This is a genomic window from Bradyrhizobium sp. SRL28 (assembly GCF_018596315.1).
Taxonomy (GTDB): Bacteria; Pseudomonadota; Alphaproteobacteria; order Rhizobiales; family Xanthobacteraceae; genus Bradyrhizobium.
Window position 1 is genome coordinate 330,359 of sequence record NZ_JAHEAG010000005.1, and the last position, 20,563, is coordinate 350,921.

Annotated in this window: 12 protein-coding genes; 5 read left to right on the forward strand and 7 right to left on the reverse strand. The window is 64.0% G+C overall.

Annotation, left to right across the window (positions count from 1 at the left end):
• Nucleotides 1-97 precede the first annotated feature (97 nt).
• Nucleotides 98-9,112, forward strand: coding sequence for an MBG domain-containing protein (locus KIP88_RS15280; RefSeq protein ID WP_214488729.1), 9,015 nt, complete (start codon nucleotides 98-100; stop codon nucleotides 9,110-9,112).
• A gap of 201 nt (nucleotides 9,113-9,313) precedes the next feature.
• Nucleotides 9,314-11,086 (forward strand): ShlB/FhaC/HecB family hemolysin secretion/activation protein, encoded by a 1,773-nt coding sequence (locus KIP88_RS15285; RefSeq protein WP_214488730.1) that lies wholly within the window; start codon nucleotides 9,314-9,316, stop codon nucleotides 11,084-11,086.
• 30 nt (nucleotides 11,087-11,116) lie between these two features.
• On the opposite strand, the gene KIP88_RS15290 is transcribed toward KIP88_RS15285, so the two are convergent.
• The 7 genes from KIP88_RS15290 to KIP88_RS15320 all read right to left on the reverse strand — a co-directional run bounded on the left by KIP88_RS15290 (nucleotide 11,117) and on the right by KIP88_RS15320 (nucleotide 17,393).
• Nucleotides 11,117-12,004 carry a dienelactone hydrolase family protein gene (locus tag KIP88_RS15290; protein ID WP_214488731.1) on the reverse strand — a complete coding sequence of 296 codons (888 nt, stop codon included), beginning with the start codon at nucleotides 12,002-12,004 and terminating at the stop codon, nucleotides 11,117-11,119.
• 478 nt (nucleotides 12,005-12,482) lie between these two features.
• A complete protein-coding gene (locus KIP88_RS15295; RefSeq protein ID WP_214488732.1) occupies nucleotides 12,483-12,989 on the reverse strand; it encodes a hypothetical protein in 507 nt (168 codons plus the stop codon).
• A gap of 156 nt (nucleotides 12,990-13,145) precedes the next feature.
• Entirely contained in the window at nucleotides 13,146-14,033 is an 888-nt protein-coding gene (locus KIP88_RS15300) for an alpha/beta hydrolase (RefSeq protein ID WP_214488733.1), read from the reverse strand.
• Between the two features lie 232 nt (nucleotides 14,034-14,265).
• Nucleotides 14,266-14,895, reverse strand: coding sequence for a transglutaminase-like cysteine peptidase (locus KIP88_RS15305; RefSeq protein ID WP_214488734.1), 630 nt, complete (start codon nucleotides 14,893-14,895; stop codon nucleotides 14,266-14,268).
• 331 nt (nucleotides 14,896-15,226) lie between these two features.
• Nucleotides 15,227-15,844 (reverse strand): PilZ domain-containing protein, encoded by a 618-nt coding sequence (locus tag KIP88_RS15310; RefSeq protein WP_212422063.1) that lies wholly within the window; start codon nucleotides 15,842-15,844, stop codon nucleotides 15,227-15,229.
• A gap of 142 nt (nucleotides 15,845-15,986) precedes the next feature.
• Nucleotides 15,987-16,937: an acyl-CoA desaturase gene (locus tag KIP88_RS15315; RefSeq protein ID WP_214488735.1), complete on the reverse strand. Its 951-nt coding sequence runs from the start codon at nucleotides 16,935-16,937 to the stop codon at nucleotides 15,987-15,989.
• Nucleotides 16,938-17,108: 171 nt separating this feature from the next.
• Nucleotides 17,109-17,393, reverse strand: a complete 285-nt coding sequence (locus KIP88_RS15320; RefSeq protein WP_214488736.1) for a hypothetical protein — start codon at nucleotides 17,391-17,393, stop codon at nucleotides 17,109-17,111.
• A gap of 143 nt (nucleotides 17,394-17,536) precedes the next feature.
• Here KIP88_RS15320 and KIP88_RS15325 point away from each other — a divergent pair, with 143 nt between their 5' ends.
• The 3 genes from KIP88_RS15325 (at nucleotide 17,537) to KIP88_RS15335 (ending at nucleotide 20,544) form a co-directional block, all read left to right on the forward strand.
• Nucleotides 17,537-18,310 (forward strand): enoyl-CoA hydratase-related protein, encoded by a 774-nt coding sequence (locus KIP88_RS15325; protein WP_214488737.1) that lies wholly within the window; start codon nucleotides 17,537-17,539, stop codon nucleotides 18,308-18,310.
• Between the two features lie 16 nt (nucleotides 18,311-18,326).
• Nucleotides 18,327-20,063 carry a ubiquinone-dependent pyruvate dehydrogenase gene (poxB, locus tag KIP88_RS15330; protein ID WP_214488738.1) on the forward strand — a complete coding sequence of 579 codons (1,737 nt, stop codon included), beginning with the start codon at nucleotides 18,327-18,329 and terminating at the stop codon, nucleotides 20,061-20,063.
• A gap of 67 nt (nucleotides 20,064-20,130) precedes the next feature.
• Entirely contained in the window at nucleotides 20,131-20,544 is a 414-nt protein-coding gene (locus tag KIP88_RS15335) for a DUF6130 family protein (RefSeq protein WP_214488739.1), read from the forward strand.
• The last annotated feature ends 19 nt before the right edge of the window (nucleotides 20,545-20,563 follow it).

Sequence of the window (20,563 nt, forward strand, 5' to 3'; positions counted from 1 at the left end):
ATGTTGAGTTCCGTGCATGGAACCGTGCATGTCCAACAAGAAATTGTGGAGACGCGAAGCTTTGAAGTACGGCCGGTTCTAAGCGGATGGTGGTTCGATGATCGTCTCATCCACGTCGTGTCTTTCGCCGGCCATCAAATCGTGCACCAGAGAGTTTCGAGCTTCCGTCAGCTTGATCGCGCTGTTGTGGGGCTTGGGCTGCGCACAGCCCGCGATTGCACAATCGCTGCCGACCGGCGGAACGGTAGCGAGCGGGAATGTTGCGATCGGCTCGACGTCGCCGACCAGCCTCACAATCAGCCAATCGAGCCGCACCGGGATCGTCAACTGGTCGAGCTTTTCAATCGGGCAAGGCAATCAGGTTCAGTTCAATAACGGCAGCGGCGCGACGCTCAACCGCGTGACCGGCAACGTGCCGTCGTCGATCAACGGCGTCCTGTCGGCGACCGGCTCGGTCTACCTCGTCAATCCGTCGGGAGTGGTCGTCGGGCCGAGCGGGGAGATCAAGACCGGCGGCAGCTTCGTGGCCTCGACTCTCGATGTGAAGGATGCGGAGTTCCGCGTCGGAGGATCGCTGACCTTCAGCGGCAACAGCAACGCCTCGGTTGTCAATCTCGGCAAAATCGGCGCGTCCAAAGGCGACGTCGTGCTGATCGCGCGGCAGGTTCGCAACGATGGTTCGCTGACGGCGCGCAACGGCACCGCCGCGATGGCGTCCGGCAGCGAGGTGGTGCTGAGCGACGGCTCCCTCGGCAACGGCAAGGTGCTGGTGCGGCGTCCGGCGCAGGATGGCGAGGTCCGCAACAGCGGCGCGATCCGCGCCGCGGAAGTAGAATTGCGCGCCAATGGCGGCAACGTCTATGCGCTCGCCGGCAATACCGGGCAGGCCATCACCGCAACAGGTGTCGCCAGCAAGGGCGGACGAATTTTTCTCACGGCCGAGGGCGGTTCGGTCAACGTGACGCAGAAGGTCGTGGCGCGGCGCGTGCAAGCAAACGTGGCGCGCACGGCGATTACCAGCCCGCGCGGCGCGTTCAGCGGCGGAGACGTCGTTGTCAGCGGCGACAAGGTCGTGGTCGGCGGAACGATCGAGGCAAAGGGCAACGGCGGTGCCGGCGGCACCGTCGTGGTGACGGGCACGGACATCACCTTAACGTCGGGCGCCGTGATCGACGCCAGCGGGACGTCGGGCGGCACCGTGCTGATCGGCGGCGACCGCGCCGGCGGAGCCGATGCTTCGTTGAAGTTCTTGCGGCAGACCATCGCCAATGCGCAGAATACGGCGATCGAGGCAGGCGCGACGATAACGGCCGACGGCACGTCCGGCGCCGGCGGCAATGTGGTGGTGTGGTCGGACGGCACGACGTCGTTTGCCGGCGCCATCAGCACCCAGGGTCTGCGCGGCGGCTTCATCGAGACCTCGGGGCATGTGTTCAACTTCACCGGCGGCAGCGTCAATGCCGGCTACGGCGGTAGCTGGCTGCTCGATCCCGTGGATCTGACGATCGATGCGACGCTCGCCGGCACCATCGCGACTGCGCTGAACGGGGGCAGCAACGTCACCCAGCTGACGAGCGCGACCGGCAGCGGCGGCAACGGCGACATCACGGTGGCAAGCGGCATCAGCTGGTCGACCAGTGCAACGCTGACGCTCAGCGCCTATCGCAACATCGCGGTCAACGCCAACATCACGAGCACCGGCGGCGGCGGTGTCGTGCTGCGTGCGGACAATGCGGGTACAGGCACCGGCACCGTGACTTTCGGCGGCGGCCAGGTATCGACGGCCGGAACGGTCTCGATCTTCTACAATCCGACCGGCAGCAACTCGACCGTCAACGCCACCAAATACACGGCACCGACGCAGACCAACTTCGCTAGCAACGTCACCGGCGGCGCCACGCTCAAGACCACCATGCTGGTCAACACGGTCTATGACCTGCAGAATATAAACAACAACAAGGCCGGAACCTATGCGCTCGGCCGCGACATCGATGCCGGCATCACGTCCACCTGGAACGGCGGGGCCGGGTTCCAGCAGATCGGGGCCAGCAATACCTTCACCGGAAACTTGGACGGCCAGGGCCACACGATCTCGGGCCTCTTCATCAATCGTCCGTCAGACCAAAACGTCGGGCTGGTCGGCTATCTCGCCGCCGGCGCCACGGTAAGCAACGTTGGCGTCATCGGCGCGACCGTCACCGGCCATACCACTGTCGGCGCGATCGTCGGCGCCAACTACGGGGCGGTCAGCAATGTCTACTCGAGCGGATCGGTCACCGCGATCAGTGCCGGCGCCGGCGGTCTCGTCGGCTATAACTTTCAGACCCTGTCGAACGGCTATTCGAACAGCGCCGTGAGCGGAACGCTCTACGTCGGCGGCGCCGTCGGGCTGAACAATATCGCTGCTGGCCCTACCGCCGGCTCGATATCCCAGGTCTATGCGACGGGCGCCGTTACCGGCACGGGCGGCAGCCCGAGCTATGTCGGCGGGCTGGTCGGCTTCAACGGCAACTCAGTCACGGCGTCCTACTGGGACACCTACACGAGCGGGCAGACGTCCGGCATCGGCGGCAGCGGTCCGGGCAGCGTGACGGCCGTAACCAGCGATCCTGCACAGTCCGCCGCAGCCAATTACGCCTTCAAGCAGAGCGCCTATGGCAACTTCAGCTTTCCGGGGACGGGCTCGACCGGCTGGTTCATGATTAACGGCCAGACCCGGCCGTTCGGCCGCTGGGAATACCAGACAACCATCACCAACGCGCACCAGCTTCAGTTGATGGCGATGAATCTCGGCGCGAGCTACACGCTGGCGGGCAATATCGACCTCGGCTCCAGCCTGGCGGCCGTCGGCGGCAAATATCCCGGCATGTGGTCATCGGCGGGCTTCTCGCCGATCGGCAGCACCGCCACGAAATTCACCGGAGCGTTCAACGGCCAAGGGTACACCATCGCGAACCTGACCATCAATCGGCCGACCACCGATGATGTCGGACTGTTTGGGTATGTCGGCGCGGGCGTAACGGTGCGGGACGCGGGTCTGCCGGGCGCCGCAGTGACCGGCAGGAACAATGTCGGCGCGCTGGCGGGCATCAACGCCGGGACCATCACGCGGTCCTATGCGACTGGTGTGGTGAACGGCACCGGCGGATATATCGGCGGGCTGGTCGGGTACAACTTTGGTACGGGCAGCAACGTCACGCAATCCTATGCCAGCGTGACGGTCGGCAGCCCCAACTTTTATGTCGGCGGGCTTGTCGGCTACAGTGAAGGCGCGATCGCGCAGGCCTACGCCGTCGGCGCGGTCAGCGGCCAGTACGCCGGAGGTCTTGCCGGCAACAATAGCGGCACCATCACCCAGGCCTACGCGGCCGGGGCGGTGAGCGGCTCTAACCTCGGCGGGCTGGTCGGCAATAACGGTGGCACGATCACCCAATCCTATTTTGACACGGTGACGACAGGCCAGATTGCCGCCATCGGAAACGGAACCATCAACGGCGGGATCGGCCTGACGACCAGCCAGATGCAGAATCCTGCCAACTACGCGACCACGTACGCCGGCTGGGACTTCGCCAACGTGTGGTCGGCGCCGAGCGCCGGCTATTATCCGCAGCTCTATGGCGTCAACTATGTCCTGCGCGTCGATCCCGCCAATGCGTTGCGGACCTACGGCGATGCCAACCCGGCTTTCACCTATTCATACTACGGCCTGCACACGGGCGACACCTCAGCCATTCTCGGCGGCCTCTCGCTGTCGACGGCGGCAACGACGGCGTCCAATGTCGGCAGCTATGCGATCACAGCGGGCGGCACCGTCATCAGCACCACCGGGCAGGCCTATCGCCTGATCCAAACGCCTGCCGCGCTGACGGTGACGCCGCGCGCGATCACGGTCACGGCCGACGCCAAGAGCCGGGCCTATGGCGATGCCAATCCGGCGCTGACCTGGCAGGTCGGCGGCGCGGGTCTGGTCAATGGCGATACGCTGTCGGGCGCGCTGGCGACATCGGCGACGACAGCCAGCAATGTCGGCACCTACGGCATCACGCTGGCAGCCTCGTCCAACTACACGGTGTCTTCGTTTACTGGCGCCAATCTCACGGTCACGCCGCGAGCGATCACGGTGGCGGCCGATGCGAAGAGCCGCGCCTATGGCGATGCCAACCCGGCGCTGACCTGGCAGGTCGGCGGCGCGGGCCTGGTCAATGGAGACACGCTGTCGGGTGCGCTGGCGACGTCGGCGACGACAGCCAGCAACATCGGCGTCTACGGGATCACGCAAGGCACGCTGGCGGCCTCGACCAACTACACGATGTCTTCATTCACAGGCGCCAATCTCACCGTCACGCCACGCGCCATCACCGTGACGGCTGATGCCAAGAGCCGTGCTTATGGCGATGCCAATCTGGCGCTGACCTGGCAGGTCTCGGGCTCCGGCCTGGTCAACGGCGACAGCCTCTCCGGCGCGCTCGCCACCGCCGCCACCGTGACGAGCAACGTCGGCACCTACGGCATCAGCCAGGGCACGCTGGCAGCGTCGTCCAACTATGCGCTGAGCTATACCGGCAACAATCTCACCGTCACGCCACGCGCCATCAACGTGACGGCCGACGCCAAGAGCCGCGCCTATGGCGATGCCAATCCGGCTCTGACGTATCAGGTCAGCGGTGCGGGCCTTGCCAATGGCGACACATTGTCGGGCGTGCTGGCGACATCAGCGACCACGGCAAGCAATGTCGGCGTTTACGGAATCACGCAAGGAACGCTGGCAGCCTCGACCAACTACGCGCTGAACTATACCAGCGCCAACCTGACCGTCGGCCAGCGCGCGATCACCGTGACGGCCGACGCCAAGAGCCGTGCCTATGGCGATGCCAATCCAGCGTTGACCTATCAGGTAGGCGGCGCGGGTCTGGTCAACGGCGATACGCTGTCGGGCGCGCTGGCGACATCGGCGACGACAGCCAGCAACGTCGGCACCTACGGGATCGGGCAGGGCACGCTCACGGCCTCCGGCAACTATGCTTTGAACTATACGAGCGCCAACCTGACCGTCGGCCAGCGCGCGGTCACCGTGACGGCGGATGCCAAGAGCCGCGCCTATGGCGATGCCAATCCGGCGTTGACCTATCAGGTCGGCGGCTCGGGCCTCGTCAACGGCGACAGCCTGTCAGGTGCGCTGGCGACGTCAGCGACGACAGCCAGCAATGTCGGCGTCTATGGCATCACGCAAGGCACGCTCGCGGTCTCGGGCAACTACGCGCTGAACTACACGAGCGCCAACCTGACCGTCGGCCAGCGCGCGATCACGGTGACGGCCGATGCCAAGGGCCGCGCCTACGGTGATGTCAATCCAGCGCTGACCTATCAGGTCGGCGGTTCGGGCCTCGTCAATGGCGACACGCTGTCGGGAGCGCTGGCGACGTCAGCGACGACAGCCAGTAATGTCGGCGTCTACGGCATCGGACAGGGCACGCTGACGGCCTCGGGTAACTACGCGCTGAACTATACCGGCGCCAACCTCACCGTCAGCCAGCGCGCGATCACGGTGACAGCCGATGCGAAGAGCCGGGCTTATGGCGATGTCAATCCTGCACTGACCTATCAGGTTGGCGGTTCTGGCTTGGTCAACGGCGACAGTCTGTCGGGAGCGCTGGCGACGTCGGCGACCGCGGCCAGCAATGTCGGCACCTATGGAATCGGGCAGGGCACGCTCGCGGCCTCGGGCAACTATGCGCTGAATTATGCGAGTGCTGATCTGACCGTCACCCAGCGGGCGATCACCGTCACGGCCGACGCGAAGAGCCGCGCCTATGGCGACACAAACCCAGCGCTGACCTATCAGGTCAGCGGCTCGGGTCTGGTCAATGGCGATACGTTGTCAGGTGCGCTGGCGACATCGGCGACCGCGGCCAGCAATGTCGGCACCTACGTGATCGGACAGGGGACGCTGGTGGCCTCGGGCAACTACGCTCTGAACTACACTGGCGACAACCTCACCGTCACCCAGCGAGCGATCACGGTGACGGCCGACGCGAAGAGCCGCGCCTATGGCGATGCCAATCCTGCGTTGACCTATCAGGTCGGTGGTTCGGGCTTGGTCAATGGCGACAGCCTGTCAGGCGCGCTTGCGACGTCGGCGACAATTTCGAGCAATGTCGGTACCTACGGGATCGGGCAGGGAACGCTGGCGGCCTCGGGCAACTACGCGCTAAACTACACGAGCAACAATCTGACCATCACCCAGCGGGCGCTCACGGTGACGGCCGACGCCAAGAGCCGAGCCTACGGTGATGTCAATCCGGCGCTGACCTATCAGGTCGGCGGCTCTGGCCTGATCAACGGCGACACGCTGTCGGGCGCGCTCGCGACATCGGCGACGACGGCCAGCAACGTTGGCATCTACGGCATCACGCAAGGCAGCCTTGCGGCTTCGGGCAACTACGCGCTGAACTACGCGAGCGACAACCTGACCGTCACCCAGCGCGCGCTCACCGTAACGGCGGACGCCAAGAGCCGTGCCTATGGCGACACAAACCCTGCGCTGACCTATCAGGTCGGCGGTTCGGGGCTGGTCAACGGCGACACGCTATCGGGTGCACTGGCGACATCTGCGACAATTTCGAGCAATGTCGGCACCTACGGCATCACGCAGGGTAACTTGGCGGCTTCGGGCAACTACGCGCTGAATTATTCGAGCAACAATTTGACCATCACCCAGCGGGCGCTCACGGTGACGGCCGACGCCAAGAGCCGCGCCTATGGCGAGGTCAATCCGGCGCTGACCTATCAGGTCGGCGGCTCTGGCCTGGTCAACGGCGACACGCTGTCAGGCGCGCTCGCGACATCGGCGACGACGGCCAGCAACGTTGGCATCTACGGCATCACGCAAGGCAGCCTCGCGGCTTCGGGCAACTACGCGCTGAACTACGCGAGCGACAACCTGACCGTCACCCAGCGCGCGCTCACGGTGACGGCGGACGCCAAGAGCCGTGCCTATGGCGATGCCAATCCGGCGCTGACTTATCAGGTCGGTGGTTCGGGACTCGTCAATGGCGACACGCTGTCGGGTGCGCTGGCGACTTCGGCGACGACAGCCAGCAATGTGGGCGTCTACGGCATCGGGCAGGGCACGCTGACGGCCTCCGGCAACTACGCGCTGAATTATACGAGCAACAACCTGACCGTCGGCCAGCGCGCGATCACCGTGACGGCCGATGCGAAGAGCCGTGCCTATGGCGATGCCAATCCTGCGTTGACCTATCAGGTCGGCGGCTCGGGTCTGGTCAATGGCGATACGTTGTCGGGAGCGCTGGCGACGTCAGCGACGACAGCCAGTAATGTCGGCGTCTACGGCATCACGCAAGGCACGCTCACGGCCTCGGGTAACTACGCGTTGAATTATACGAGCGCTAACCTGACCGTCGGCCAGCGCGCGATCACGGTGACCGCCGATGCCAAGAGCCGCGCCTATGGCGACACAAACCCGGCGCTGACCTGGCAGGTTGGCGGCTCGGGGCTGGTCAATGGCGATACGCTATCCGGTGCGCTGGCGACGTCGGCGACATCAGCCAGCAATATCGGCATTTACGGGATCACGCAGGGTAGCTTGGCTGCCTCGGGCAACTACGCGCTGAATTATGCGAGTGCTGATCTGACCGTCACCCAGCGGGCGATCACCGTCACGGCCGACGCGAAGAGCCGCGTCTATGGCGACGCAAACCCAGCGCTGACCTATCAGGTCAGCGGCTCGGGTCTGGTCAATGGCGATACGTTGTCAGGTGCGCTGGCGACATCGGCGACCGCGGCCAGCAATGTCGGCACCTACGTGATCGGACGGGGGACGCTGGCGGCCTCGGGCAACTACGCCCTGAACTATGCGAGCGCCAATCTCACTGTCACGCCGCGCGCGATCACTGTCACGGCGGATACCCAGAGCCGCACCTACGGAGATGGCAATCCTGCGCTGACCTATCAGGTCAGCGGCTCGGGCCTGATCAATGGCGACACCCTGTCGGGCGCGTTGGCGACGTCGGCGACAGCAGCGAGCAATGTCGGGATCTACGGCATTACGCAAGGCAGCCTCGCGGCTTCAACCAACTACGCACTCAACTATGCAAGCGCCAATCTCACGGTCACCCCACGCGCGATCACGGTGACAGCCGACGCCAAGAGCCGCGCCTATGGCGATGCCAATCCGGCGCTGACCTATCAGGTCGGCGGCTCGGGTCTGGTCAATGGCGACACACTGTCGGGCGCGCTGGCGACTTCGGCGACAACAGCCAGCAATGTCGGCGTCTACGGGATCGGGCAGGGCACGCTGGCGGCTTCGACCAACTATGCGCTGAACTATGCGAGCGCCAACCTGACAGTGGCGCAACGCGCAATCACCGTGACGGCCGACGCGAAGAGCCGCACCTATGGCGACACAAATCCGGCGCTGACCTATCAGATTGGCGGCTCGGGCCTGGTCAACGGCGACACATTGTCGGGCGCGTTGGTGACATCGGCAACAACAGCCAGCAATGTCGGCGTCTACGGGATCGGGCAGGGCACGCTGGCGGCCTCGACCAACTATGCGCTGAACTATGCGAGCGCCAACCTGACGGTGACGCAACGCGCAATCACCGTGACAGCCGACGCGAAGAGCCGCGCCTATGGCGACACAAATCCGGCGCTGACCTATCAGGTCGGCGGCTCGGGCCTGGTCAACGGCGACACGCTGTCGGGCGCGCTGGCGACATCGGCGACGACTTCCAGCGATGCCGGCGTCTACGGCATCACGCAGGGGACGCTGGCGGCCTCCTCGAACTACGCCTTCGCCTTTGTTGGAGCGAGCCTCACGGTTACGCCAGCAGCCGCTACGCCAGCCGCTCGCGTACCGACCGCAGAACTCGCAGCGTACGTGAGGTCGCGGGTCGCTTTGCCCGCGCCGCAGCCGCCCGAGCAGATGCGCGAGCCCGTGAGCATCGAGCAACCGTCTGCCGCAATCGTCTGCAAATCCAGGCAATGCCTTGAGCTTCCTCATCCGAACAATCGGCGGATTGGCGAACGCGCCAGATTCGTCGACACGATGATCAGTCGCGATCGGCTGCCAGCCTTTGTCGACAATTGATGTTGATTGTGTGGATGAGCGCCACACATTCGGATGTGTTGATACACGCATAAGTTGGTATGAGCGGAGTCATCTCAACCGTACACGCTGCAGTTATGTCACAGCTGGAACTCGCCTTAAACGGTTATTAATCCAGAAACCATATTGATTGACTTATTCATTGTTCGCCGTGTGCGACAGAACGTCGGGACGTGCAAACTCATGCAGACTCATACGTCGATGGTGCGAACATCCGCGCGTCATGCGACGGGAATCGGCACCTGTTGTGCGCTGATCATGGCCGGCACTGTTGCGATCGCGCCTGACGGCATCGCGCAGGCGCAAGTGGTGGAGCGCAATCTGCCGCCGGAGCCGCCGCGCCGCGCGTCGGCGATCAAGATCGATACCAACGATCTGCTCAGGAGCGACGATGCAACGCCGCTCGGCGTAAACGTTCAAGCCATCGTCCTGATTGGAGCAAACGCCGGCGCGAAACGGGTCGGCGGCGCGAAGGGTATCGATGTGAGCGAGGTCAGCGGAATCGACGCCGCCGCGCTTCGCGAGCAACTCACGCCATTCGTCGATCGGCCGCTCAGCCGCAAGCTGATCGCCGAAGTGCAGGCGGCGGTGGCCGCGGCTTACCGCGAGGCCGGGCGACCGTTCGTATCGGTCACGCTGCCGCCGCAGGAAGTATCGTCCGGCGTGCTCCAGCTCCGCGTGATCGTCTTCAAGGTCGCCGGCATCAAGGTGACGGGAGCCGCACCTGAGAGTTACCCGCGAAGCCGCATCCGCCTTGTCCCCGGGCAGGAAATCGATGCCCGCAAGCTTGAGACCGATCTCGACTGGGCCAACCGCAATTCGTTTCGGCAGGTCGAAGCGGTGTTCGGCCCCGGCAAGGATCTCGGGCTGACAGACGTCGATATCAAGGTGACGGACCGCAAGCCGTGGCAGGTATACGCCGGCTATGCCAACAGCGGCACGCTCCTGACCGACCGCAATCGCTATTATGTCGGCGCCAGCGGAGCGCCGTCCGCCGATATCGTCGCGTCCTATCAGCTCACCGGCAGCGGCAATTTCTGGGCCGACGATGGGGTGTTCAGCCGGACCGACGCCAAATATGTCAGTCAGGCAGGACGGTTGCTCACGCCGCTTGGATTGCGCACGAGTCTCGAAGTCGTGGGCGATCATGTGCTGACCAATGAGCGGCCCAACAATCTGTTCCAGATCAAGACTCAAACCAGCCAGGCATCGGCAATCGTCCGGACCGCGCTGTCCGATCTGCTGCCGCCGGCGGCCGGCGATCTGCTCGGCGGCGTCGAACTCAAGCACCAGCTTCGCACGACCATCTTCGATGATACGCCTGTCGCGGAGGGCAGCGCCGATGTTGCCCAATTGGTGGTCGGATGGAACGGGCGCTGGTCGGACAATCTGGGCACCAACACCCTCGACGTCCGTTTCAAGTCCAATCCCGGAGGCATTCTGACCGGTAACAATTCGCACGCCTGGAGCGCCTTCACCAATGGACGCGTCACCGACGTGCAGACCAATCTCGTCACCCTCGAATATGGCCGCGTGACGCCGCTGCCGAAGGGCCTGTCGCTGAAATCGGAAGTGTCCGTGCTGGCATCGTCCAAGCCGCTTCCGGACACCGAACGCATCGGGCTCGGCGGGATACAAGCCGTGCGCGGTTATGTGACCGAAGACGGTGCGGTCGACCAGGCCGTGATCCTGCGCAACTCGCTCTACGTCTCGATGCCCAACATGCCTTCGTGGATGCCGGGCACGCTGGCGCCGTTCCTGCTGGCCGACGTCGGGTGGGGGCGGGATCTGTTTTCGCGGCGCGACTCCACGCTGTCGTCGGTCGGAGCCGGATTCGACTTTGCGGCCGGGTCGAACTTCAATTCCAAGCTGCTGGCGGCCAGGGCACTGACCGACGGCCTGCATACCCCGGCCGGATCCTGGCGCGTGTCGCTGCAGGCATCGGTGAGCTATTGAGGGCTTCTGCTACACCTCACAGATTCCAGACTAGCTCAACACCCCGTACTTCCTGAACCAGGCCTGCATCTGGCCCCAGGCGTCCTCGGCCGCGTCCTTGCGGTAGCTCGGGCGATAGTCGGCGTGGAAGCCGTGCGGGGCGCCGGGATAGGTCTTGAACTCGGCAGTCTTCTTGTCCGCCGCCAGAGCCGCCTTGAAGGCTTCCACCGTCGCGACGGGAATGCCGGTGTCGGCCTCGCCATAGAGGCCGATCACGGGTGCCTTCATCTCGCCCGCGAGCTGCGTCGGGCTCTTCGGCCAGACCGGATTTGGCGGATCGACCAGCGAACCGTAGAACGCGGCGCCCGCCTTGAGCGCACCGCTGTGGGCGGCATATTCCCAGACCGTCCGCCCGCCGCGGCAGAACCCGATGATGCCGAGCCGCGAGGTATCGCCGCCTTGCGACTTGGCCCAGGCAACGGTGCCGTCGAGATCGGACAATAGTTCGGCGTCCGGCTTCGAATTCACGATCGGCATTAGCTGCGGGATTTCGGTAATCTTGGTCAGGTCGACGCCCTTGCGGAAATAGTAATCCGGCGCCACCGCGAACGCGCCGAGCTTGGCGAGGCGCCGCGTCACGTCCTTGATGTATTCGTGCAGGCCGAAAATCTCCATCGCCACCAGCACCACCGGCGGGTTGCTGACGCCGGCCGGCCGCGCGAAATAGCCGGGCATCTCGCCGTCCGCGACCTTGATCCTGGCATCACCGGTGACGAGGCTGCTGGTGTCCGTCTTGATCACGTCGGCGCGCACCGGCCCGGCCGCAAGCGTATAGCCCGCCGTCACGGCGGCCGACGCGGTCATGAAGCCGCGGCGCGAGAATGGCGCGACCTTGGTCAGCCCGATGACATCCGAGGTCAGCATGGGTTCGGCGCTCATTGGCAGGTCCTCCTTTTTTGGGAGGCGCATTCAGCTTGCAAACCGGTGCGAACGCAAATCACCTGCTTGCGAGAATGTCAGCTGGTTGGGGGAGGCGCGCAGCGCAAAGGCCCAAAAATCGGGCACAAAAGAACAAGGCCGTCGACGCAGTATACCGTCAACGACCTTGCCAGCCCCGGATATTGAAATCGGCTCACGCCATCCGGTGAATTTCACGATGCCCGGGATTCCTGCGGGGAAGTGTGAACCAGTTCACAAAGCCGGAAAAAAGTTGCGGCAAGACGTGCCGTAACGGTGGAAAATATCCCGCCGCCCGCCGCATGGGGCAGTGGCGCGATCGGACCGCCTTCTCAAGGTACCTGCAATGACGGTCGTTGTGAGGCGGCTGGACAGGCAAGGTGCTGATCAACGTGAAACTTCGGCCGGCCGCACATCAGCCCGCTGAGCGGGCCTCATCGCCAAGCTCCGTCGAGACCGATCAGCCGCGCGCCTTGGCGCGGCTGCGGTTCGCGCTCCGGTTTGAGCGGGGCTTTGCCTTGGCCGTCCGCTTACGCGGCGCGGTAGCCGCGGCGGGTTCGGCGGCTTGCGCGCTGGCAAAGGATTGCCGCAAGCCGTCGACTGCTTCGGTCAGCGTTCCGACCTGCTCGGAAAGCTTCCTAGTGTCGGCCTGCTGCGCGGCGAGCAGGCGGCGTACGGTCAGCAGCTGATCCTGCACCACCTGCAACTGATCGATCGATTCCTGCTGCGTCGCCTCCAGACCCTTGGTCTTCTCGACCAGTTGTTCGGACGCCTGCGCGGCGCGGACCTGCATCTGTCGGCTCGCGACCACGCGATCGGTCTCGGGGGCGCTGCCGGTATAGGCGCGCCACAGGGCGATAGAGCTTACGCCAAGCACAACAATGACGAGGGCCGCAGCGGCGATCGCAATCGGCTGTCCGCCAAAACGCGCGATGGGGCTGGCACTCCGGGGCTCGAGTTCGATCATGCGACTCCAAATCCGGACGTGATTCTAAAGTTCCAAAATAGCACAGGCCGGAGGGCGCTAAAACCCGGGATTTGTAGGACGAGCCTTGGATTCCCGGCAAAACCCCTCAGGATCGGGGTTTCGAGCTCAGCAACGGCTCCCCCGGAAGGGGCCTGGCTAGCGGATCTGCGCCCGGATGAACTGGCCGGCGTAGGCCAACGCGCGCCGGCCGTCTTCGAGATTTGCATTCCAGACTGGCCATGCATGGATCATGTGCGGCCAGATTTGCAGCGTCACATCGACATCGGCTGCGCCTGCGGCCTCGGCAAGCCGCGTCGCGTCCGCGAGCAATGTCTCGGCCGATCCGACCTGAATCAGGGCCGGCGGAAAGCCCGTGAGATCGGCAAACAGCGGCGAGATCAGCGGAGCGCGGCGATCGATGGATGGCGGCGCATAGGCATCCGCGAGTTCAGCGAGATAGGCTTTGTGAATCAGCGGATCGATGGCGTCCTTGGTCGCAAGCGTGCTGCCGGACATCGTGAGATCTGTCCACGGCGAAATCAGCCAGGCGCACGCAGGCAGCGGCTCTCCCGCCGCGCGCAAACGGCTGATCAGCCCAAGCGTCAGGTTGCCGCCGGCGCTGTCGCCGCCGACGGCGATATCAGTCGCTGCAATGCCTTGCCGGCGCAGAAAGCGCCATGCCGCGAGCGCGTCTTCATGGGCGGCAGGGTAAGGATGTTCAGGGGCAAGCCGATAGTCGATCGCAAGCGTCCGTGTGCGCGCCGCACGCCCCGCCTCCGTCACCAGGCGGCGGTGGCTCACAATCGAGCCGGAGCAATATCCGCCGCCGTGGAAATACAGCAGCACGCGCGAAGGCTCGCTGCCGGGCACGATCGACCACTCGCCGGCGACGCCATCACAATCGACGGCCTCGCATTGAATGTCTGGCGCCACCGGCCAGGTCGACCCGACCTCGTCGAGGCGTTCACGTCGTTCCGACCATCCGACCGGCCGTGGCTTCGAGCCCAGCAATGTGCGGATGGCGTCGATCTCGCTGTGGGCCAAGGTGCGTTCTCCCGCTGCGGCGGGCCATCATCGCATATCGGTTGGGCAGCGCAAAAGCATTGGAAGTGTACATCCCGGGTGGCGCTGGCGGCATGGATTTCTACCGGCCGCGCCGTACCCCTAAAAAAGTTGCGGCCACCCTTTGGGGGAAGGGTGGCCGCGCGCGAACCGGTCTGGGACGGGGAGGGGTGGGGATGTGACCGGGTCGCGGGTTCGTAAAATCCTTTGTTCGTTATCGATCGCGTGACGAGGCGGTAGCGACCGCAGGGCGGTTGTCACCGAGCGAGACCCACAGATTCGGATCGCTCTGCGACTGTCGCTTGACGAAGCGGTAGCCGGTCTCGGTCCAGGCCAGGACGTTCTCATTCTGATTGTCGAGAACGAATTCGCCCTTGTCGCTCTTCACGGTCAGCACCGCGTGGCCTTCGCCCTTCTTGTCGCGCACCACCGTGATCAGCAGCGCTTCGCGCGGCCATCCGGCGTCGATCAGCATCTTGCGCTTCAGAAGCACATAGTCCTCGCAGTCACCGTATCCGTCCGTCGGCAACGACCATTTCTCGATCACACCCCAATGATCCATGTCGGTGATCGGCTTGATGGTCTCGTTGACCCACTTGTTGACCCGCACCAGATCCCGCCACGCCGTCTGCGACATCACGATGTCGCGCGGCTGTGATGCGCCGCCGCGGCAATCGCCGGGATTCTCGGCGCAAAATTCGACCCAGCCGATCGGCGAACGCGCGGTCTCGCCAAGGCTGGCATAGAGAGCGTCGCCGGCTTTCGCCTGGACGCCCATTGAAGCGTTTATCCCTAACAGGACGGCGATGACCGCCAGTCCCTTCCCCTGTCCCCTGAACAACATTGCGGCCCCCGTTTCTTGTTGGGACCATGTTTCGCACAAAGGATTTGCGCCGCCGCTAAGTCAGACAAGTACATTTGACGTGAATACTAGTAAAAGCTGGAGCTAATTCGATCTATACTTGAATTGAATTCGACTAAAATTTGAAACAACTGCAATTGATTCAAATTTTATACATTAACGCGCGCGGCGCTTCGCCAGCGGCAGATAAGCGCGCGAAAGCACGCCGCGTTAACTGCGTTTTGCGGGCCTTAAGACGCGGCAAAGGCGGCATCCGTGGTGCGGATACCGCCTTTTGAGGCTGAAAAGTCAGGGATTTTTGTCGGCTGGCGCTTTACCGCGCGGTAACCGCTTCTTCGAGCGCTTCGCCGACCTGCTCGTGGACGAACTCGAGCGCGAAGCCTTCCTCGAGGTTTCGCACCACGCGGGACTGCACCTTGCCCAGCATGACCAGCGATTTCAGCGGCGGGCGGTTCTCCGCGGCGATGGCGGCACCCGACAGCGACAGGTCGATGATGCGGCAGGTCATCTTGCTGCCGTCCTCGAGCGTGAGCAGCGCGATCGGATTGCGCGGCACGATACGGTCGTGGCGGCGGTCTTCCGGCAGATTGAGGATATCGCGGTTGGCAAGCCAGGTGAGCTGGGCGGCGAGCTTGTCGCGCTTGCGCGCGGTGGCGCCGACCGTCATGGCAAAGCCGTTATCGATGATCCGGGTGATTTTGCCCTCGACCCGGCCGATATGGTCGAGATAGGCGATCACGCGGTCGCCGACATTGCCGATGCCGGGGGCCAGCAGGGCCAATCCGCCCGGCGACATGTTAATAATCTGGCAAGGAAATTCGCGGCGGTCCGGCAGCATGTAGCGGCCGAGCAGGTGGACTTTGACACGCTGAAAGCGTCGTCGCTCCTGGGCGGAGGGGACTGTGGTTGTTTTCTTTTGCGCAAACGACATCTTCGCCACCAGACAGCCGGTCCTTCGGCGTCGGGAAGACCCTAAGGCCGACAGGGTTAACGATGTGTTATCGGCGGCTGCATCAAGTGTTGGCATTCACGCGGATCGGGGTTGGGTGCGCCGAGCCCGACGTTTTCCGGGCTCACGGCGTTGCTCGCGAGGAGCCGCCGAGCGCCTCGGCGCCCCCGGGACTTCCCAGGCGGCGTAACCCGGGCCGCCGTGGCAGGTTGGCCGGCGTCTTGACGTTGGTTGCGAGGCCAACAGCCTCGAAGCTCTTGATCAGCCACCAGCCGAGATCGATCTGCCCCGGCAACAGCCCCAGCTTTGCCGATTGCGGGAAAGCGTGGTGGTTGTTGTGCCAGCTCTCGCCCATGCTGATCAGCCCGGCGAGTCCGACATTGTATCCCTGTGCGGCGACGCCATCGATCACCCAGGTCTGGCCGCCCCTTCGGTGGGAGAAATGGCCGATCAGCCAGTGGCCGGTCACGCAAACGCTGATCCGCACGAAAATGCCCCAGACGAGCCAGCTCCAGCCGCCGATGACGAAGAACAAGATCGCCCAGGGCAATTGTTGCCACATCCACGTTCGCTCGACGAAGGCGTAAAATCGGTCATTCGCTAGCCTCGGTTCGAGCCGGAATTCCGGCGGGTGCTTCAGCACAAGTCTGCAGTGCAGTTGCCACCATGCATCGCGCCAAAAGCCGGCGCGGTGGCAGGAATAATCGTGGCATCGCGGCTGGCGCTGCGCCCAATCTCGGAAGTCGTGCAATCGCACCATTCCGTACGGACCGGCCATTCCCACCAGCGTGCCGAGATAGACGCAGAGATGTTCGAGCCATAGCGGGCAATCGAAGCTCGAATGAATCAAGCGCCGGTGCATGCCGACGGAGTGTCCGAAGCAAAGGGTCACGCCGCTGGTGGTGACGAAGAGGAGGAAGGCACTCCAGGTCAGAAACATTGGCCCAAGGACGACGGCCAAGGCGGTCATCGTACCTATCCAGAGCGATTTCGATGGGCACCAGCGCACCTTCCCGTCGAGCGGATCGGTTTCGTCATCCGAGAAAATGCGCTCCGAGCCGGGTATCAGCTTCATGCGACTCGCTTCGCTCCCGTCAAAGTTGCTCCTGCAGGCTGCGGCAGCCCGGTCTGTATGTCAATTCGCTGGGATAGCAGCATGGACCGTGAGACCGATGATCGCGGCGCGGCTGTATCAGGTCGAGCGAACGAACGTGTTACGCAGCGCTGCCGTACTGCGCAGGCTCTGTTACTTCTGCACGAGTTGATTGAGGTCCTGCTTGATCGTCTTCAGCAGCGACTCCAACCGTTCCTGCCGGAATGGCGGTTGCTCCGAAACCACTTCAGCGGGACGTTCGCGCGGCGCGGATTGAACCGGACGCTTCGGGAAAACTGGCCGCACAGATTCTTCGGCAGGCGGTTCGCTTTTGACGAACTCGCCATGCAGCACGTCCTCGCGACGTCCCATCAGCCAGAGCACGGCCCAATAGGCCACCGCCAGAAAAATTACGCAGAAAATACCAATCTCAAACATAGCTCACGTCCAATCGGCCAAGTATCTCTGGGAGCGACGATTTTGGTCAAGTCTGCGAGAGGCGATTGTTGCGCGCGGTGGCATTAGGTTACTCTCGCGCCCGGCCGGGCCGGCCAGAAATGCCTGCGAACGGAGGGTGCGAAATGCCGGGTGTGAAGCGGGAACGCGACGACAGCGTCGGCGTGCTGACACTGGATGAGCCTGAGACCCTGAACGCGATGACGCCCGATCTGTTGGGCGACCTCGCGATCGCCATTGCCGAGATGACTGACGATCCGCAGGTGAGGGCGCTGGTGCTGACCGGCGCCGGCCGCGGCTTCTGCTCGGGCCAGAACCTCAAGGCCGCGCAAATCCTCGGCGACGACATCGCCGCCGGCGTGATGAAGTATTACTGGCCGACGTTCAAGGCGTTGCGCGAGTGCCGCGTGCCGGTCGTGGTGGCGGTCAATGGCGTGGCGGCGGGCGGCGGCTTCAGCCTTGCGATGGCGGGCGACATGATCGTTGCCGCGCGTTCGGCGCGCTTCATTCAGGTGTTCAGCCGCATCGCGCTGGTCCCCGATCTCGGTTCGACCTGGCTGCTGCCGCGCCTCGTCGGCCGGCAGCGTGCGCTCGAACTGATGATGACCAACGAGCCGCTCACGGCCGATCAGGCCAAGGAGTGGGGACTGGTCCGCGACGTGTTCGACGATGCCGCGCTTCGTGACGGCGCGCTCGAGCTGGCGCGCAAACTCGCAAGCGGCCCGACGCGTGCGCTGGTCGCGACGCGCCGCCTGATCGACGAGAGCGAACACGCCAGCTATGCCGATCAGTTCCGCCGCGAGATCGAAACGCAGGCGGAAATCCGTCTCAGCGCCGACGCGGTGGAGGGACGCAACGCCTTCCTCGAGAAACGTGCGGCGGTGTTCACCGGACGCTGAGAAGGGATCATGCAACATGAAGATCGACAATGTCGCAGACCTTATCGCAGAGACATTGGCCCAGGCTGGCGTCAAGCGCATCTTCGGCGTGGTCGGCGACAGCCTGAATGGCCTCACCGACGCGCTGCGCAAGCGCAAGGCGATCGACTGGATTCACGTCCGGCATGAAGAGGTCGCCGCCTTCGCGGCCGCAGGCGAAGCGCAGATCACAAGCGAACTCGCGGTCTGTGCCGGGTCGTGCGGCCCCGGCAATCTGCATCTCATCAACGGCCTGTTCGATGCGCACCGCAGCCGCACGCCGGTGCTCGCCATCGCCGCGCAGATTCCATCAGCCGAAATCGGCGGCGGCTATTTTCAGGAGACGCATCCGCAGGACCTGTTCCGGGAATGCAGCCACTATTGCGAACTGGTTTCCGATCCGGCGCAACTCCCATATGTTCTGGAGAATGCCATCCGCGCGGCCGTAGGGCGTCGCGGCGTCGCCGTTATCGTCATTCCCGGCGACGTCGCGTTGCGGTCAGCGCCCAAGCGCGGCATCTCGCCGAATGCGGGGCTGCTGCCGTCTATGCCGATCGTTCGGCCGGCCGAACCCGAGCTGGAGGCGCTGGCAAAACTCCTCAATGGCGCCAAGCGCGTCACGCTGTTCTGTGGCCGCGGCTGCGCCGGCGCGCATGATGGCTTGATGCGGCTTGCAGAGGCGCTGAAGAGCCCGATCGTGCATGCGCTCGGCGGCAAGGAGCATGTCGAGTTCGATAATCCCTACGACGTCGGCATGACCGGCTTTATCGGTTTCTCGTCCGGCTATGCCGCGATGCATGCCTGCGACGTGTTGCTGATGCTGGGCACTGATTTCCCTTACAAGCAGTTCCTGCCGACGGATGCGAAGATCGCGCAGGTTGACATCCGGCCTGAAAATCTCGGTCGCCGCTGCAAGCTCGACCTCGGACTTGTCGGCGACGTCGGGGCCACCATCGGCGCGCTGCTGCCGAAGCTGAAGGCGAAGACGGACCGCAAGCATCTTGACGACAGCATCGCTCACTACAAGAAGGCCCGCGCCGGGCTCGACGAACTCGCGCAGGGTACGCCGGGGCAAAAGCCGATCCACCCGCAATATCTGGCGCGCCTCCTGAGCGAGCAGGCGTCAGAGGACGCGGTGTTCACGGCGGATGTCGGAACACCGACGATTTGGGCGGCGCGCTATCTCGCCATGAACGGCCGCCGGCGGCTGATCGGTTCCTGGGTTCACGGCTCGATGGCCAACGCCATGGCGCACGCGATCGGCGCGCAGGCCGCGCAGAAGGGGCGGCAGGTGATCTCGATGTCGGGCGATGGCGGGTTTGCCATGCTGATGGGCGACCTGATCACGCTGACGCAGATGAAGCTGCCGGTGAAGATCGTGATCTTCAACAACGGCGTGCTGGGGTTCGTGGCGATGGAGATGAAAGCCTCAGGCTTCATCGAAACCGGCGTCGATCTCAAGAATCCCGATTTCGCCGCGATGGCCCGCGCCATGGGCATTCATGCGGTGCGGGTGGAAGACCCCGGCGAGCTCTCAAACGCGATCCGCGATGTGCTGGCTCATGACGGCCCAGCGGTCCTCGATGTCGTGACCGCGACGCAGGAACTGTCGATGCCGCCGACGATCACGGCCGAGCAGATCAAGGGTTTCAGCCTCTGGGTACTTCGCGCCGTGATGAGCGGGCGAGGCGACGAGGTGATCGACGTGGCGAAGACCAATCTGCTGTCGCGGTAGGCTGTATACTCATAGTTGATCGTGTCACGTCGTCAGTGCGGGTGAGTCCTGATAAGGAGAAATAAGCATGACCAAGGCATTCATCGGCTTTGTCGTAGCGATAGCCGCTCTGTGGACGTCCAACGCCATCGCTCAGACCGCTGAGCCGCAGCCCGCGGCGAAAATCGTGGTCGACGCACCTTTGGCCGAACCGCTGAGCCGCGGAGTTGTGTTCATCCAGTACCGCACCGAAAATCTGCAGATCGTCCCGGTGTTTGGGTCGAACGCCCTCGATGTGTCGCCCCGCATCGGGCATCTCCATGTTGCGGTTGATGGCGCGTCGTGGATCTGGGCCGAAACCAGCGGCGGGCCTATCATTATCGCTGGTCTTCCTGAGGGCCCGCACAAAGTCGAGATTACGCCCGTCAACGCAAACCATCAGCCCCTGGATCGAAGCGTCGTCGTCGAATTCGTGATCCCCGGAAGAAAGGCGACGAAATAGGGATCTCTGCTCGGAGGCG